The sequence below is a fragment of the Cyclobacterium xiamenense genome, from assembly GCF_042140265.1.
Taxonomy (GTDB): Bacteria; Bacteroidota; Bacteroidia; order Cytophagales; family Cyclobacteriaceae; genus Cyclobacterium; species Cyclobacterium xiamenense_A.
On record NZ_CP159481.1, the window covers coordinates 5,547,549 to 5,564,059 of the forward strand.

The 16,511-nt window shown below is 47.4% G+C and carries 15 protein-coding genes; 8 read left to right on the plus strand and 7 right to left on the minus strand.

Annotated elements, in window-relative coordinates; translation table 11 throughout:
• Window positions 1-4 precede the first annotated feature (4 nt).
• From ABWH99_RS22755 to ABWH99_RS22790, 8 genes are all read left to right on the plus strand, one after another.
• Window positions 5-1,618: an OstA-like protein gene (locus ABWH99_RS22755; RefSeq protein ID WP_375584064.1), complete on the plus strand. Its 1,614-nt coding sequence runs from the start codon at window positions 5-7 to the stop codon at window positions 1,616-1,618.
• 197 nt (window positions 1,619-1,815) lie between these two features.
• A complete protein-coding gene (locus tag ABWH99_RS22760; protein ID WP_375584065.1) occupies window positions 1,816-2,529 on the plus strand; it encodes a T9SS type A sorting domain-containing protein in 714 nt (237 codons plus the stop codon).
• Between the two features lie 65 nt (window positions 2,530-2,594).
• A complete protein-coding gene (locus ABWH99_RS22765) occupies window positions 2,595-3,521 on the plus strand; it encodes an outer membrane protein assembly factor BamD (protein ID WP_375584066.1) in 927 nt (308 codons plus the stop codon).
• A 12-nt stretch (window positions 3,522-3,533) separates the two neighbouring features.
• Window positions 3,534-3,848 (plus strand): DNA-directed RNA polymerase subunit omega, encoded by a 315-nt coding sequence (locus ABWH99_RS22770; protein WP_375584067.1) that lies wholly within the window; start codon window positions 3,534-3,536, stop codon window positions 3,846-3,848.
• Window position 3,849: 1 nt separating this feature from the next.
• Window positions 3,850-5,082, plus strand: coding sequence for a bifunctional phosphopantothenoylcysteine decarboxylase/phosphopantothenate--cysteine ligase CoaBC (coaBC, locus tag ABWH99_RS22775; RefSeq protein WP_375584068.1), 1,233 nt, complete (start codon window positions 3,850-3,852; stop codon window positions 5,080-5,082).
• Between the two features lie 28 nt (window positions 5,083-5,110).
• Window positions 5,111-6,022, plus strand: a complete 912-nt coding sequence (locus ABWH99_RS22780) for a DUF4835 family protein (protein WP_375584069.1) — start codon at window positions 5,111-5,113, stop codon at window positions 6,020-6,022.
• 47 nt (window positions 6,023-6,069) lie between these two features.
• Window positions 6,070-7,722: a DNA repair protein RecN gene (gene recN, locus ABWH99_RS22785; protein WP_375584070.1), complete on the plus strand. Its 1,653-nt coding sequence runs from the start codon at window positions 6,070-6,072 to the stop codon at window positions 7,720-7,722.
• A gap of 101 nt (window positions 7,723-7,823) precedes the next feature.
• Window positions 7,824-8,642, plus strand: coding sequence for an enoyl-ACP reductase (locus ABWH99_RS22790; protein ID WP_375584071.1), 819 nt, complete (start codon window positions 7,824-7,826; stop codon window positions 8,640-8,642).
• A gap of 65 nt (window positions 8,643-8,707) precedes the next feature.
• On the opposite strand, the gene leuB is transcribed toward ABWH99_RS22790, so the two are convergent.
• Genes leuB through ilvN form a run of 7 tightly spaced genes read right to left on the minus strand, consistent with a single transcriptional unit; the run spans window position 8,708 to window position 16,508 of the window.
• Window positions 8,708-9,778: a 3-isopropylmalate dehydrogenase gene (gene leuB / locus ABWH99_RS22795; protein ID WP_375584072.1), complete on the minus strand. Its 1,071-nt coding sequence runs from the start codon at window positions 9,776-9,778 to the stop codon at window positions 8,708-8,710.
• Entirely contained in the window at window positions 9,747-11,336 is a 1,590-nt protein-coding gene (locus tag ABWH99_RS22800) for an alpha-isopropylmalate synthase regulatory domain-containing protein (RefSeq protein WP_375584073.1), read from the minus strand. The genes leuB and ABWH99_RS22800 overlap by 32 nt, the downstream gene beginning before the upstream one ends.
• A 51-nt stretch (window positions 11,337-11,387) precedes the next feature.
• Window positions 11,388-11,978 (minus strand): 3-isopropylmalate dehydratase small subunit, encoded by a 591-nt coding sequence (gene leuD, locus ABWH99_RS22805; protein ID WP_375584074.1) that lies wholly within the window; start codon window positions 11,976-11,978, stop codon window positions 11,388-11,390.
• Window positions 11,979-11,981: 3 nt separating this feature from the next.
• Entirely contained in the window at window positions 11,982-13,403 is a 1,422-nt protein-coding gene (leuC, locus tag ABWH99_RS22810) for a 3-isopropylmalate dehydratase large subunit (protein ID WP_375584075.1), read from the minus strand.
• A 22-nt stretch (window positions 13,404-13,425) separates the two neighbouring features.
• Window positions 13,426-14,925 carry a 2-isopropylmalate synthase gene (locus tag ABWH99_RS22815; protein ID WP_375584076.1) on the minus strand — a complete coding sequence of 500 codons (1,500 nt, stop codon included), beginning with the start codon at window positions 14,923-14,925 and terminating at the stop codon, window positions 13,426-13,428.
• Window positions 14,926-14,933: 8 nt separating this feature from the next.
• Complete coding sequence (gene ilvC / locus ABWH99_RS22820; protein WP_375584077.1) at window positions 14,934-15,977, minus strand: ketol-acid reductoisomerase; 1,044 nt, start codon at window positions 15,975-15,977, stop codon at window positions 14,934-14,936.
• A 30-nt stretch (window positions 15,978-16,007) separates the two neighbouring features.
• Window positions 16,008-16,508, minus strand: coding sequence for an acetolactate synthase small subunit (gene ilvN, locus ABWH99_RS22825; RefSeq protein WP_375584078.1), 501 nt, complete (start codon window positions 16,506-16,508; stop codon window positions 16,008-16,010).
• Window positions 16,509-16,511 lie beyond the last annotated feature (3 nt).

A 16,511-nucleotide genomic window follows, 5' to 3' on the forward strand; every position in this document is an offset into this window, starting at 1 on the left:
GCGAATGACACAAATCAAACTATTTTTACTGGGCATTTGCTTCTTACTGGGCTGGCTCCCGGCCCATAGCCAAACCGAACAGAGCCGGCTCGAAATCCTGCAAGCCGACGCACTGCAGGGAGGAAAGGGCTTCGACCGACTTCTGGACAACGTGATCATGAAGCACAAAAATTCCCTTATTTATTGCGACTCGGCGCATTTTTACGGACAGGAAAACCTGGCCAAGCTTTTCGGAAATGTCAAAATCGACAACGAGGAAGACTCGGTTACCGTCACCAGCCGTTACGCCGAGTACGATGGAGAAACCCAATTGGCCAAACTACGAACGAATGTGATTTTGGTCAACGAAGGGACGACTCTTTACACCGATTTTTTGGATTACAACCGGGAAACCGGGGTGGCCAACTATTACAACAATGGACTGGTTAAAGACAGCACCAATACTCTGACAAGCAAGCGGGGCGTCTATGAAACCCGGGATGAAAAAATCACCTTTGTGGATAAGGTGGTGTTGGAGAATCCCGACTACACGATGAAATCAAAGGTGCTCTACTACTACACAGTTACCAAAATCGCTGAAACAGAAAAACTGACCAACATCGTATCCAAAGAGGGAGACAAATTGAATGCTCAACGAGGAAGTTACTACGATACCGAAAATAAAATCTTCCGATTTTATGACGGCAACGTAGAATCCGAAAACAGCATCGTTTACGGAGAAATTCTCTATTACGACGAAAAAGCCGAATACTTTGAGGCCAGGGAAAATGTAAGCATCTTCAACAAGGAGCAGAACGTAGAAGTGTTTGGTGAGGAAGGAAAGTACTGGGAGGGGCGGCAATATTCGAAAGTATACGGTCGGGCCCTGGTTCGGAAATATTTTGAGGCAGACACCTTATTCATGATTGCCGACACCCTCATTACCCAGGACAGCGAAATACCGGAGGACCGATACATGCTGGCCTTTCCGGACATGCGAATGATCAAGTCAACGCTTGCTGGCAGGGCCGATTCCATGGCCTACACCTATGCAGACTCCACGGTTTACCTGTTTTCAGATCCCATCTTGTGGAACAACAAAAGCCAAATCACGGCCGACAGCATCCGCTTTCTACTGGCAAACGAGGAAATCGATCAGGCCCTGCTGATTGACAATGCCTTTGCCATTACCCGGGATACCGTAGCTAATTTCAATCAAATCAAGGGCAGAAAAATGACCGCCTATTTTTCAGAAGGGGACATCGAGTTACTAGACGTGGAAGGAAATGGAGAATCCCTGTATTTCGCGTTGGAAAATGACACCACCTTTAAGGGTCTGAACACCTTGCTTTGTGGTCGCATCATCATGGAATTTCAGGAAGGAGCCGTTTCACGAATTAGCCATTCCATCAAACCCGAGGCCTCGTTTACGCCTCCCCATTTGATCGAAGTGGACCAGAAGCAGTTGAAAGGATTTACCTGGCGATCTGACGAAAGACCAAACAGGCAAAGCATTGATGACTGGAGAACACCCAAAAAAAGAGAGCGAAACCTCTACAGTTACTTCGACGAACCGGATGTAACCTTGCCCTTGCCCGACGAGGACGAACTACAAAAACGTATAGATAATTTCAATTAATTATCTGTTAAATGACAATTTTTTGAAATACGGGTAGTTTAAAACCCATTTTGTAACGGTTGCTCCGAAGAAAAATTTCATGAAGGTTAACATTTTTTAACCCCTTTGTGCGTAAAATGTGGAACCAATTAAGTATTTTTATACGTATGTACTAGTAATGAAAAGAAAAAACGGTATTCTATTGAATTGAACTTTACATGAAACTCTTGCTATCACTATTTCTCACGTTGACCCTGTGTTTTCAGCAGTATGCTGAAGCAAGGCAAGTGCGCGTGCTCAGTGATAAAGTGGAGTTCAATGGAAAAGTGAATACTACACAGCGGAAATCGCTCATTCTTCTAAACGAGTCCCAGGAAAAATCGGTGTATTACCTGAGGTATTTGCGAGGAAATATCGGTTCTTCTCAAAACATTCAGGTTTGCCTGGGGGACAATTGTTACGATCCGAGGAAAGACCTTTCCCAAATCAAACTTACCTTGAATCCTGGAGAAGTGTATACGGATTTGTACATTGAATTTGAATTGGGAATCATTCCCACTAAGGGCACATTCGATCTGCATTTTTTTAACAGCAACTCGACCCGAGATGCCTTCATTATCGAAAGTGTGTACAATGTGATTGGAGAAAATCCCTCTGAAGAAGTAAGCCATCAAGACGTGGACATGGGAAGCATCTACCCGAACCCCAGTGTGCGGTCGGCGCAGTTGGATTACAAAATCAAAAATCCGGCAGCCAGTGTGCGTGTGGTAATCAACAGCTTTATTGGAAACCCGATATATGACTTCACGTTGGATCCGGGTCAGGAGACCTTGGTGATTCCGGTGACGGACCTGAATCCCGGCACCTATTTTTACACCTTGATTGTCGACAATAAGAATATTGTCACCGAAAAACTATACGTTAAGAGGTAAGGTTGTCCCTGGTACAGGATGTGCCCTTGAAAACCAATTATTAATCCCTTATATTTGCAGGCTACATGATAAAATCAACACCATACGTTCTTGTATTTCTACTGGCGCTCCTTCTTTCCGGCTGCGGTGAATTTTACAAGTTAGAAAAGAGTACCAATTGGGACGAGTTGTACGAGGCGGCTAACCGGTACTACGATCAGGGCGAATACAACAAAGCAATCATACTCTACGATCGGGTCCTTCCGGTCATCAAAGGTAGCGGTAAGGCAGAATTGGCGGAATTCAACTATGCATACGCCCATTTTCGTACCAAACGCTACATCGAATCTGCCGGCTATTTCAAAACCTTTTTTGATACTTACAACCGTTCTCCCATGGCCGAAGAGGCTCTTTTCATGCATGCATATTCCCTATACCTGGATTCCCCGGATTACAACCTGGATCAAAGAAGTTCCCGGGAGGCAGTGAATGCCATTCAGTTATTTATGAACCGGTACCCGGAATCCGATTCTTACGAACGCGCCATATCCATGATAGATGATCTTCAGAAAAGGTTTGAGGAAAAAGCATTTGAAGAATCTAAAATGTATTACCGACTTACGGAAGGCCTTTTTCCGGGAGAATTTTACCGGGCATGTATCATCAACTTTCAAAATTTCGCAAAGTCTTTTCCAGACAGTGAATACAACGAAGAATTGGCGTTCAAGCTGGTAGAAGTCAGTGCTGCCTATGCAGAACGGAGTGTATTTGACAAAAAAGAGGAACGTCTGAAACAATCCATCGACTTTGCTCAAGACTTTAGTCAGAAATACCCGGACAGTAGCTACGGGAAGAAAGTGGAAAACATCAAGAGCGAAACCACAACCGAGTTAGAGGCGCACTACCGCTTGAAGGAACAATACGAAGCCCGGTCGGCGGAGGCACGGAAGCTACGCGAGGAAGAAGAAAGAAACCAGGCAGCAACGGAAGCATTACGAAACACAGAAAACTAACACATACCAATCATGGCGGTTAATCCATCAATAGTTACCAGAGATCTGGACAAAGTGGCCGAAAAATCAGGCAATCTTTACGAATCCATATTTGTGATCTCGCAGCGGGCAAAGCAAATTTCCTCGTCTATGAAAGAGGAATTGAACACCAAGCTATCCGAATTTGCTTCCACGGTAGACAACCTGGAGGAAGTGTTCGAAAACAAAGAGCAGATTGAAATTTCCAAATTTTACGAGCGGATGCCCAAGCCCAGCACCCTGGCAATGGAAGAATTTATGGAAGACAAGGTGATGTTCAGGTATCCGGAAGAGGAGACGGAATCGTAACATGCCATCACTTTCCGGCAAACGTATCTTACTCGGGGTAACCGGAGGAATTGCTGCCTACAAGGCAGCACACCTGATTCGATTGCTTGTCAAAGAGGGGGCAGAAGTGCAGGTCATTGTGACCGCTTCTGCCCTCGACTTCATTACCCCACTCACCTTGGCTACCCTGTCAAAAAAACCCGTGTACCGGGATTTTTTTGATACACACTCCGGTGTATGGAACAACCATGTGGAACTGGGAAACTGGGCCGATTTAGTAGTAATCGCGCCCCTATCGGCCAATACCCTTAGTAAACTGGTGACGGGGCAAAGCGATAATCTTCTCTTGTGCACCTATTTGTCCTGTACCTGCCCGGTGTTGGTAGCGCCTGCCATGGACCTTGACATGTACCGGCATCCCGCCGTTCGTGACAATCTAAGCACCCTGGCAATGCAGGGCGCACACGTGATGGAGGCTGCCAGCGGAGAACTGGCAAGTGGTCTGAGTGGACAGGGCCGTATGCCAGAACCGGAAGAAATACTGGCGCAGATCCAACACCTGCTTTCTCCCTCCTCCTTACTAGTTGAAAAAAGAATACTGATCACTGCCGGTCCTACCCGGGAAGCCATCGATCCCGTGCGCTACATCAGTAACCATTCCAGCGGAAAGATGGGGATCGCACTTGCTGACAAGGCCGCAGCCAGAGGAGCCCAGGTGACCTTGGTACTGGGCCCAACGAACCTGCGTCCCAGTCACCCTTCCGTTCGGGTAATTCCCGTTATTTCTGCATTGGAAATGTACGAAGCCAGTGAGGAAGCACACCCCACATGCGATGTGGCCGTCTTTACTGCTGCCGTCGCTGATTACAGACCAGCGAAACCATCGGTAGAAAAGATCAAAAAAAAAGAAACAAACCTGAGCGTATCGCTCGTCAAAAATCCCGATATCGCCCGTACCCTGGGCGAGAAAAAGACCAGCAAGCAAATACATGTGGGCTTTGCGTTGGAAACGGATGAAGGCTCCGGAAGTGCCGAGCATAAACTGGTGTCAAAAAACTTTGATTTCATTGTTTTAAACTCCCTGATCGATCCGGAAGCTGGATTTCAGAAAGATACCAACCAGGTCACCTTTTTCAGTACCACCGAAAAAAGTGAAAAAACACCCGTCCTTAAAAAAGAGGAACTGGCATCGATCATTCTGGATAAAGTAGAAATGCTACTCGGAGCAAAACCGAAAGTGGAGAAAACCGTTTAAACGCCTAGACACAATAAAGCCTTAACCGATGACACGCAACCTGGTATTTTTCGGATTTCTGGCAATGGTATGGTTACCCCTGACAAGCCTCAGCCAGCAACTAAACTTCACCGTCACCATTAACAGTGAGCGCGCAAGAACCCAGGACCGAGACATCTTTGAACAAATGAAGTCCTCCTTCGAGCAGTTTTTAAACGGCCGAACCTGGACCGACGATGAATTTAAACCTGAAGAACGCATCAAGGGAAACTTGCTGATTACCATCAATGACATGCCGCAGGTAGGCCTTTTTTCCGCAACTGTTCAGATCCAGACCGTGCGACCGGTTTATGGATCCAACTACGAAAGCCTGCTGCTAAACTTTGCCGATCGAAACTGGACCTTTGAATACGTAGAATCGCAGCCACTTGAATTCAATCAGTTTTCCTTCCTGAACAACATTACCTCGCTTCTCGCCTATTACGCCTACATTGCCATCGGCTTGGACTACGACTCCTTTGCGCCTCGGGGAGGCGATCCGTATTTCGAAATTGCCAACAACATCGTCGCAAATGCCCAGCAATCCTCCAGATCTGGCTGGAACCAAAACCCATCCGATAAACGAAACCGCTACTGGCTGGCCAACGAATTGTACAACTCTCAGGTAATGGTACCGGTTAGGGATGCCTACTACCTCTATCACCGAAAGGGGCTCGACTTATTGACTTCCAAACCCGACGAAGGGTTTGAAAATATCCTTCAGGCACTAAACAAGGTGCAGGAAGCCAATGGGGTTCAACCCAATAGCATCCTGACCATCAGCTTTATGGATGCAAAATCAGACGAAATCAGTAAACTATTAAAATCTGCCCCCGATACGATCAAAGAGCAAGCCGTCGAGGTATTGTTGAAAGTGGATCCCAACAACGCTCGAAAATACAATGATATTTTAAAAGGATAATCCTCAATTTTGGTTAATTTTGACTCCCTAAACGAAATCAAAACAGCATGTTAACCAACCTTAGCATAACGAATTATGCTTTGATAGAACAACTGGAGATGCATCCTTGCGCGGGTCTGAACATGATTACCGGAGAAACGGGTGCGGGTAAATCCATCATGCTGGGAGCCGTAGGCTTATTGCTAGGTAATCGCGCGGATACAAAAGCCCTGTTTGATGAAAGCAAAAAGTGCATCATCGAAGGGGTCGTGGCTGTAGAGAATTACGGCTTAAAGGCTTTTTTTGATCGGGAAGAACTGGATTACGACCCTACCTGCATCATTCGCAGAGAAATCGCTCCTTCGGGTAAGTCGCGGGCGTTTATAAACGACACGCCCGTGAAGCTGGACGTGTTGAAAGAATTGGGAAAAACCCTGATGGATATCCATTCGCAACACGAAAACCTGCTGTTGGGGGCCTCCGTGTACCAATTGTCGCTGATAGATGCCTTTGCTGCTACCCAAGCCGAGCGAACGGTTTTCAAGGAACGCTACAAGCAATTCCAGGACTTGAAAAAAAAAGTGCACGACTTGGAGAAGGAGATGCTGAGCCTGCAACAGGAATCCGACTATAACCAATTTCAACTGGAAGAACTATCCACGCTCAACCTGGAAGAAGGGGAACAAGCCCGGCTTGAATCAGAAGAAGAAATACTCAATCACGCCGAAGAAATAAAATCACAGGCCATGGAAGCCCTGGGATTTCTTGATCACGAAGAAATGGGTGCGCTGCAAATGCTGGGTGCTGCAAAACCGCATTTTCAGTTTCTCAGCAGATTTGGAAAGGAATTCGAGGAACTGAATCAACGATTTACCAGCCTTTTGATTGAGTTGAAGGACGTTGTGGAAAGCCTATCGACCGAGGAACAACGGATGGATGTGGATCTGGAACGATCCGAATGGATCCGGGAGCGGCTGAGTACTATCTACCAACTACAGAAAAAACACGGGGTACATACGGATACAGCGTTAGTCGAATTGACCGCCAGGCTTGCGGACAAAGTGTTTCGGGCCGATCATCTGGAAGAAGCACTCGATCTCCAAAAAGCCGAACTGGAAGCAGCCAGAATCGCCCTCATGCAGGCAGGCCAGCACCTTTCAAAAAAACGCATGGCGATTTTCGACAACTTTAGTGGGGAGATTCAGGCATTATTGGCTCAACTTGGGATGGAAAATGCCCGAATCGAAATCCATCGAAAAGAAGTCCCCGCCAATGAATCCGGTATCGACGAAATTGACATACTATTCTCGGCAAACAAGGGCATTGCCACACAACCCATCGGGCAGGTCGCGTCCGGGGGGGAGTTTTCACGCCTGATGTTTGCCATTAAATACGTCATGGCCGATAAAATGGCCCTGCCGACGCTTGTCTTTGATGAGATTGACACCGGCATTTCCGGAGAAGTGGCCCTTCAAATGGTGCGCATGATGCAAAAAATCGCAGAAAAGCACCAGGTAATCTGTATCAGCCATTTGCCTCAGGTAGCTGCGAAAGGTGAAAAACACTATTTCGTATTCAAGGACAACAGCGCCAAAAAAACGGTGAGCAAGATCAAGTTATTGGACGAGGAAGAACGTCTTCTTGAAATCGCCAAAATGATTTCCGGGTCCAATCCATCCACTACTGCCTACGAAAACGCGAGGGAATTGCTTGGTAAATAAACCAATTCGATCGTTGTTTTCAAAAATCAAAAAGTTTACACTAGAAAGCGTTAAATTTGTAAAACATTATTTATTCCAAGAAAGAAAATTAAAACTAAAATATGCCTGAGAACTTACTAAAAGGAAAAAAAGGAATTATTACCGGAGCCCTGGATGAAAATTCAATCGCCTGGCAAGCGGCGCTTAAAGCCAAAGAGCAGGGAGCGAAATTCGTACTTACCAATGCCCCCATCGCCATGCGGATGGGCGCGATCAAAGAACTAGCCGAACATTGCGAAACCATCATTATCCCTGCCGATGCCACGTCTGTAGAGGATATCGAAAAACTCTACGACGAGGCCAAAGAGTTTTTGGGAGGGAATTTTGATTTCCTTTTGCATTCTATCGGAATGTCACCCAACGTAAGAAAAGGCAAACCCTACGGAGACCTGAACTACGAATGGGTTCAGAAATCCTACGACGTGTCGGCGATCTCCTTTCACAAAATGTTACAGGTAGCGGAGAAAAAAGATATTTTGAACGAATGGGCCTCTGTAGTAGGTCTTAGTTATATCGCCGCTCAGCGTGCCTTCCCTTTTTATTCCGATATGTCCGAGGCCAAAGCCATTCTGGAAAGCATCGCCAGGAACTACGGATTGAGGTACGGAAAACTAAAAAAAGTCCGTGTCAATACCATTTCCCAGTCACCGACAAAAACGACCGCTGGTTCAGGAATCGGTGGATTCAACGATTTCTATGATTTTGCAGACATTGCTTCCCCTTTGGGAAATGCATCCGCTGCGTCCTGTGCCGAATACATCGTCACTCTGTTTTCGGACTTCACACGCATGGTGACCATGCAAAACCTTTTCCACGACGGAGGGTATTCCTCGAGCGGCATTACGCAAGAGCTAATAGATATTTTCATGTCGAAAAAATGACTTAAAAAAAGCCGCCCTTCTACACTGACGAAGGGCGGCTTTTTTACGCTGGTCGAATTTTTACCTTAGGCGTTCGAAATCTGTTCCGCTAGCCAATCTCCTACCTCCGATGTCTTGTAGGACACCTCGCCCTCGGCCAGGTCTTCGGTAACGACTCCTTTTTCCAGGGAGAGATTCACGGCGTCGGATATGGCTTTTGCTTCATCCAATAGTTCAAATGCATATTCAAACATCATGGCTGCCGAAAGCACCGTCGCCAGGGGATTGGCTATATCCTTGCCCGCGGCCTGGGGATAGGAACCGTGAATGGGCTCAAATAACTTGGTATTTTCACCCAGCGAGGCCGAGGGCATCAGGCCCATGGACCCACTGATCACCGAGGCTTCATCGGTTAAAATGTCTCCAAACAGATTTTCCGTGATCAGAACGTCATAGGCCTTTGGCCACTGAATCAGTCGCATGGCCACGGCATCCACAAATTCGTATTCAACGGTAACGTCGGGATACTCGGGCGCCAGTCGCTGTACCGTCTCTCTCCATAATCTGGACGTAGCCAGCACATTGGCCTTATCCACACAAGTAAGTAGCTTTCGGCGTTTCTGAGCGAACTCGAACCCCATTCGGGCCAGTCGTTCGATCTCTTCTACCGAATAGACACAGGTATCAAATGCCTTGGTGCCCTGCTCGTTTCTGCCTCTTGGCTCTCCAAAATAGATTCCTCCGGTAAGCTCCCGAAGGAAGACCAAATCCGTTCCTTCTATGCGTTCCCGCTTCAGGGGTGATTTGTGGACCAGGGAAGGAAAGGTGAAAGTAGGGCGTACGTTGGAAAACAAACCCAAGCGCTTTCTCATCTCCAACAAGCCCTGCTCTGGTCGGACCTTTGCACTTGGATCGTTGTCAAATCGCGGATCTCCTATGGCTCCAAAGAGGACGGCATCCGATTGCAGGCAAACTTGATGCGTCTCTTCCGGATAGGGATGACCCACGGCATCTATCGCCGCGGCTCCCGTAATTGCCTCTTTAAAAGTGATCGTATGTCCAAATTTTTTCCCGATTGCGTGGACTACTTTTACTGCCTGTGCGATTACTTCAGGTCCGATACCGTCACCAGGCAATAGGGCTATATTCATTTCCATAGGGATTCTTCTTTTCTGTTTTGTTACTGTTTTTAATTTGTTCGATGATATTTAACATTTTTTCGGTCGCTTTCATCGCGGCAATCGTTTGGTCACTATCCAAACCTTTGGTCTTAAAAATCCTTCCCTCCAGGTCCCAGGTAATCACACATTCGACAAAAGCATCCGTTTTTCCACCGGGAGGAATACTGATTTGAAAATCCGTCAATTTGGGCAGCTCTTTGTTCAGGGATTTGTAAATCTTCTTCAGCGCCTTCATGAAGGAATCGTATTGCCCGTCCCCGGAGGCGTTCTGCTCGTAAAACTCGTCGAAAATCTTGACCCGAAGCTGTACCGAGGGCTTCAGCCCCTTGGAATGAACCATGTGGTACCCGTCGATGACGATGTCCCGATGTATGGAGTTGTTTTGGAGCACGTCGGATATGATATAGGGCAGGTCTTCCGTTGTGACGCGTTCTTTCTTGTCACCCAGTTCGATGATTTTTTGGGTCACCTTCGCCAATTCCTCCGGCTCAAGCGATATCCCAAGCTCCACGAGATTTTTTAGGATATTGGCCTTCCCCGAGGTCTTTCCGAGCGCGTACTTCCGCGTTCTGCCAAACCGCTCGGGTAGCAAATCACTGTAGTACAGGTTCTTTTTGTTATCCCCATCCGCATGAACACCTGCGGTCTGGGTAAATACGTTTTCACCCACCACCGGTTTATTAGCCGGTATCCTTAGTCCCGAAAACTGTTCGATTAATTTACTTATGCGATAGATTTTGGTCTCCTGTACGTTTAATCCAAAATCGGTAAAGTCCTGAATCACCGCTACCACGGATTCGAGGGGTGCATTGCCGGCCCGTTCGCCCAAACCATTCACGGTTGTATGTATACCTCTGGCTCCCGAGTTCACCGCGGTTAGCACATTGGCCACGGATAAATCGTAGTCATTGTGCGCGTGAAAATCAAAATGGGTGTCCGGAAATTCGGTGCAAATCACGCCCAAAAAGGTCTGCACCTCCTCGGGGCACAACAGCCCAAGGGTATCCGGCAACATGATACGTCTCACAGGTAATTCCGAGAGAAATCGGATCATGGACATGGCATATTCTCTGGAATTTCGCATCCCATTGCTCCAATCTTCCAGGTACACGTTTACTTCTATCCCCTTTTCCGAAGCGTAATGAATGCAGTCGGCAATTTCCTCGAAATGAACTTCAGGCGTTTTTTTCAGTTGATGAGTGAGGTGATTGAGTGAGCCCTTGGTAAGCAGGTTCAGTACCTTGGCTCCGGCATCCACCATCCAATCCACAGATTTGGGAGTATCCACGAAACCCAATACCTCTACCTGATCCAAAAACCCCTTTTCGGAGGCCCAGTGCGTTATTTTTTTAACGCCCTCCAACTCCCCTTCCGATACCCGGGCCGAGGCCACTTCGATGCGGTCCACCCGCAACTCCTCAAGCAAAAGTTTCGCAATCTGCAACTTTTCCGAAGGGAGGAAGGACACACCAGAAGTTTGCTCACCATCCCGAAGGGTGGTGTCCATGATTTCTATTTTCTTTTCTCTACTCATACCCAGTCCATTAATCAATACTTCCTTGGTTTCCCAGGAGCCTTTGGTTTCCTACCGTCCGTTCTCAAATACCTGTATCTCCTCCTTTAGGTTCAACAAATAATCGATGTCATCAAATCCATTCTTCATGTTTTGCTTTTTGTAGGAATTGATGTCAAAGCTTTCTGACTTGCCCGTTGCTAAAAGTGTGATCGTCTGCTTGTTGATATCTACCTCCACTTCGGTGGTAGGATCTGCCTCCACTGCTGCAAACAACTCTTCGGCAAACTCCGGCGATATGGTCACCGGTAGTACCCCAATATTCAGGCAGTTGTTTTTAAAGATATCTGCAAAGAAACTGGAAACAACGCAGCGAAATCCGTAATCGTAAATGGCCCACACCGCGTGTTCCCGGCTGGAACCCGAACCAAAATTCTTTCCGGCCAGGAGAATCTTTCCTTCATAGGTAGGATCGTTCAGCACAAAATCGGGTTTGGGATTCCCTTCGCTATCGTATCGCCAATCGCGAAACAGGTTGTCCCCGAATCCTTTTCTTTCGGTTGCTTTCAGAAACCTGGCCGGTATGATCTGGTCCGTATCCACATTTTCGGAAGAGAGCGGAACCACTCTACTGGTCAATATATCAAATTTATCGTATGCCATGTCTTATTTTTCTAATGCTAATTCCTCAATTAGGTCCCGGGGATCGGTAATCTCCCCTGTAATTGCTACCGCTGCCACCGTAAGCGGAGAAGCCAATAAGGTCCGGCTTCCGGGACCTTGCCTGCCTTCAAAATTACGGTTGGAAGTAGACACGGCGTATTTGCCGGAAGGTATCTTGTCGTCGTTCATCGCCAAACAGGCCGAACATCCCGGTTGTCGGAGCTTAAAGCCCGCCTCTTCCAGTATCTGTACCAGCCCCTCTTCGATGGCCTTTTTTTCGACTTCTCTGGAACCCGGCACAATCCAAGCGGTGATGTTATCCGCCTTTTTCTTGCCTTTAACGAAGTTGGCAACCGTACGAAGGTCTTCGATACGGCCATTGGTACAGCTACCGACAAAAACGTAATCAATCTTTTTCCCCTTCATTGGCTCTCCGGGGTTGAATCCCATATATTCCAGTGACTTAAGGTAGGATTTCTTAACGCTGTCCTTCATACCATCGGTGGTAGGAATGCTATCCTTCACCTTAACGCCCATGCCCGGATTGGTCCCATAGGTAATCATGGGTTCGATGTCCACGGCATTGTACCGATACTCCAGGTCAAATTCTGCCCCATCGTCGGTTTTGAGGGTTTTCCAATGAGCTACCGCCTGATCCCAGGCCTCTCCTTTGGGTGCAAAATCCTTTCCTTTAAGATAGGCAAAGGTGGTTTCGTCGGGCGCGATCAATCCCCCGCGGGCTCCCATCTCGATGCTCATGTTGCAAATCGTCATGCGGGCTTCCATGCTCAGGGAACGTATGGCACTTCCAGCATATTCGATAAAATACCCCGTCCCGCCACTGGCAGAAATCTGGGCGATGATGTACAGGATAATGTCCTTGGAAGATACCCCCGGGCCGAGTTCTCCATCCACCGTAATGCGCATTTTCTTCGGCTTTGCCTGCATGATGCACTGCGTAGCCAGGACCATCTCCACTTCAGAGGTACCTATCCCGAAAGCAATCGTACCGAAGGCCCCGTGGGTAGAGGTATGGCTATCTCCGCAAACGATGGTCATCCCTGGCTGGGTAATGCCCAACTCGGGCCCGATTACGTGGACAATTCCGTGATGGTCGGAACCGAGGTCATGCAATTCTATTCCGTGTTTTTTGCAATTCTCTCTCAGTTTTTCCACCTGCATCCGGGAAAGCTGATCCTTGATGGTCTTGTCCTGATCGATGGTGGGCACGTTATGATCCGGAGTGGCCACCGTTCGCTCGGGAAACATGACCTTGACCCCCCTTTTCTCGAGGTTTAGAAATGCGACCGGACTGGTGACTTCATGGATAAAATGCTTATCGATGAAAAATACATCCGGACCACCTGGGATAGATTTGATCACATGAGCGTCCCAAATCTTATCAAATAATGTTCTTTTCTCCATTATGGTTACGTTTTTGTCAAGATTAGTTGACGGGTAATTTATTCAAAGCATCTAAAAAGGCCTTTGCAGAAGCCAACACAATGTCCGTTTCTGAACCGAAACCATGGTAGGGCTTGCCTTCGTGCATCAGACGCATGTGTACTTTACAGATATCATCGCTGCCCTTGGTAATGGCCTGAATAAGAAATTCATCCAGAATCACGTCCTGGGAAATCAACTGCTTGATGGATTTGATAACCGCGTCCACGGGACCGTTACCTTTTGACCTGCCCGTCTTACGTTCATCGCCAATATTCAGGATCACCTCGGCCTGCGCCTCTTCTCCCTCCTTGCCCTGGTAGGAAATCTCTTCCAACCCGATAAAAGGGGAATGCTCCAGATGTTCACCCAACAAAGAAAGCAGGTCCTTTCTACCGATGTCCCGTTTGGAATCCGCCAGCACCAGAAAATCTTCGTATATCTCGTCCAACTTCTCTTTGTCGAATTCGAATCCGAGCAATTTCAGGTGATGTTTCAGGGCGGCTCTACCGCTCCTTGCGGTAAGCACGATCGACGACTCCTCTACCCCTACATCCTTGGGATCGATGATTTCGTAATTTTCCCTGTTTTTCAGCACGCCATCCTGATGAATACCGCTGGAATGCGCAAACGCATTTCTACCGACGATGGCCTTGTTTGGCTGTATCGGCATGTTCATTAACTTGGATATAATCCGGCTGGTTTCGTAAATTTTCTTCGTATTGATATCCGTGTAGACGGGTATTTCCTGGTGGCTCTTGATCGCCATAACTACCTCTTCCAGGGAGGTATTTCCGGCCCGTTCCCCAATTCCATTCATCGTTACCTCCACTTGTCTGGCGCCGTTCATGACTCCAGAGAGGCTATTGGCCGTTGCCAGGCCAAGATCGTTGTGACAATGGGTTGCAATGATGGCCTGATCGATGTTCGGAACATTTTCTTTCAGGTGTCGAATGATTTTTCCATATTGCTCGGGAAGGCAGTATCCGGTGGTATCCGGAATGTTTACCACGCGAGCTCCGGCTTTGATGACTGCCTCCAGTACGCGTACCAGGAATTCGGGGTTCGCTCTACCCGCATCTTCCGCATAGAATTCCACTTCCTCCACCAGATTCCGTGCAAATTTCACCGCCTTGACAGCCTTTTCCAAAACTGCTTCCGGTGTGCTTCGGAGCTTATGTTCGATGTGGTATCCGGATACGCCAATACCTGTGTGAATTCGGCCTTTTTTGGCGTAGCGAAGAGCCTGAGCGGCTACCTCTATGTCCTTTTCAACCGCCCTCGAAAGGGCGCAAATGGTGGGTTCCGATACCGCCTTGGATATTTCTACTACGGAGTTGAAATCCCCGGGGCTGGATATGGGAAATCCAGCCTCGAGAATATCTACGCCCAATGCCTCCAAAGCCTTGGCTACGACAATTTTTTCCCTGGTATCGAGTTGACATCCCGGCACCTGTTCCCCATCTCGTAAGGTGGTATCAAATATCCAAAGCTTTTCTGACATAGGTTTATTTAATTATTTTCCGGGCGCAACTTGCGTACCGTAGCACCCGCTTGCCACATTTCTGAATCCCTAAGTTCTTTTAGTTCTTCCTCCAGTTTTACCCGGTAATCCGACTTGCTATTCGATTCGATCGATTTGGCCGCCTCTTTTCCGGTTTTTACACTGTTGTACAGTTCTTCAAAAACAGGTTTGGTCGCGTCCCGAAAGGGTTTCCACCAATCCAGGGCTCCTCGCTGGGCCGTTGTGGAACAATTGGCGTACATCCAATCCATGCCATTTTCCGCGACCAGCGGCATTAAACTTTGGGTAAGTTCTTCCACCGTTTCGTTGAATGCCTCAGAGGGAGAATGCCCGTTGGCCCGCAGCACCTCGTACTGGGCAGCAAAGATCCCTTGAATGGCACCCATCAGGGTTCCGCGCTCTCCGGTAAGGTCTGAGGTTACTTCTTTGTAAAAATCCGTCTCAAACAAATATCCGGATCCTACCCCGATGCCCAATGCCACCACACGATCGCGGGCATTGCCGGTTGCGTCCTGATAGATCGCAAAGGAAGAATTCAACCCTCTACCCTCAACAAACATCCTGCGCAACGAAGTTCCGGAGCCTTTGGGAGCTACCAATATTACGTCTACGTCTTTTGGAGGAATGATGCCCGTCTGATCTTTATAGGTAATCCCAAAACCATGGGAGAAATACAGGGCCTTCCCAGGGGTCAGGTGTTTCTTTACCGTGGGCCACAAGGCAATCTGACCCGCATCGGAAAGCAAAAACTGAAGAATCGTACCTTTTTCGCAGGCTTCCTCCAATTCAAACAAAGTCTCTCCGGGAACCCAGCCATCGGCAACGGCTTTGTCCCAGGTTTTAGAACCCTTACGCTGTCCAACGATCACGTTGAAACCGTTGTCTTTGAGGTTTAGGGCTTGGCCAGGTCCCTGTACACCGTATCCAAGCACGGCTATTACTTCGTTTTTTAGTACTTCTTTGGCTTTTTCAAGAGGAAATTCTTCTCTTGTTACGACATTTTCTTCAACTGTACCGAACTTCAGTTTCATAATTATAGAGTAAAATTTAATTTAAATTAGTTACAAATACTTGTCAATCGTTTCCATGGGTTTCGCTACCGCAACTCTTCCCGAACGCACAAATTCCAACACATTAAAGTCTTTCAATACTTCCAACAGCTCCTGTGTCTCTTCTTTATGCCCGGTCATTTCAATGACCACAAAATCTTTCTCGGCGGAAATAATCCGGGCATTATGTTGCCGGATGACCTTTTCCAGCCCGGAATCGATGCTGTCAATGGGGATTTTGTACAAGGCAATTTCCTGAAAAACCATCTCCTCATCCAGGTAATAAAATGCTTTGATCACGTCGATGATTTTCTCAATCTGTTTGGTCAGCTGAATGATTTGTTCCTGGCTGGTATTCACTACGATCGTAATCCGATAGATACCCTCTTCCCGGCTCTCAGATGCCGTAAATCCATCAATATTGATCCCTCTACGGGTAAATATCAGGGTGATCCGGCTGAGAATGCCAATAAAATTTTCCGTAAAAACAGAAATTGTATATTTTTTATGCATCTG

Coding starts and splice junctions, on each gene's coding strand:
- ilvC (WP_375584077.1), bottom strand. CDS start 15,977: ATGAAACTGAAGTTCGGTACAGTTGAAGAAAATGTCGTAACAAGAGAA.
- leuB (WP_375584072.1), bottom strand. CDS start 9,778: ATGGAAATGAATATAGCCCTATTGCCTGGTGACGGTATCGGACCTGAA.
- ABWH99_RS22780 (WP_375584069.1), top strand. CDS start 5,111: ATGACACGCAACCTGGTATTTTTCGGATTTCTGGCAATGGTATGGTTA.
- ABWH99_RS22760 (WP_375584065.1), top strand. CDS start 1,816: ATGAAACTCTTGCTATCACTATTTCTCACGTTGACCCTGTGTTTTCAG.
- ABWH99_RS22765 (WP_375584066.1), top strand. CDS start 2,595: ATGATAAAATCAACACCATACGTTCTTGTATTTCTACTGGCGCTCCTT.
- leuD (WP_375584074.1), bottom strand. CDS start 11,978: ATGGCATACGATAAATTTGATATATTGACCAGTAGAGTGGTTCCGCTC.
- coaBC (WP_375584068.1), top strand. CDS start 3,850: ATGCCATCACTTTCCGGCAAACGTATCTTACTCGGGGTAACCGGAGGA.
- ABWH99_RS22770 (WP_375584067.1), top strand. CDS start 3,534: ATGGCGGTTAATCCATCAATAGTTACCAGAGATCTGGACAAAGTGGCC.
- leuC (WP_375584075.1), bottom strand. CDS start 13,403: ATGGAGAAAAGAACATTATTTGATAAGATTTGGGACGCTCATGTGATC.
- ABWH99_RS22755 (WP_375584064.1), top strand. CDS start 5: ATGACACAAATCAAACTATTTTTACTGGGCATTTGCTTCTTACTGGGC.
- ilvN (WP_375584078.1), bottom strand. CDS start 16,508: ATGCATAAAAAATATACAATTTCTGTTTTTACGGAAAATTTTATTGGC.
- ABWH99_RS22800 (WP_375584073.1), bottom strand. CDS start 11,336: ATGAGTAGAGAAAAGAAAATAGAAATCATGGACACCACCCTTCGGGAT.
- recN (WP_375584070.1), top strand. CDS start 6,070: ATGTTAACCAACCTTAGCATAACGAATTATGCTTTGATAGAACAACTG.
- ABWH99_RS22790 (WP_375584071.1), top strand. CDS start 7,824: ATGCCTGAGAACTTACTAAAAGGAAAAAAAGGAATTATTACCGGAGCC.
- ABWH99_RS22815 (WP_375584076.1), bottom strand. CDS start 14,925: ATGTCAGAAAAGCTTTGGATATTTGATACCACCTTACGAGATGGGGAA.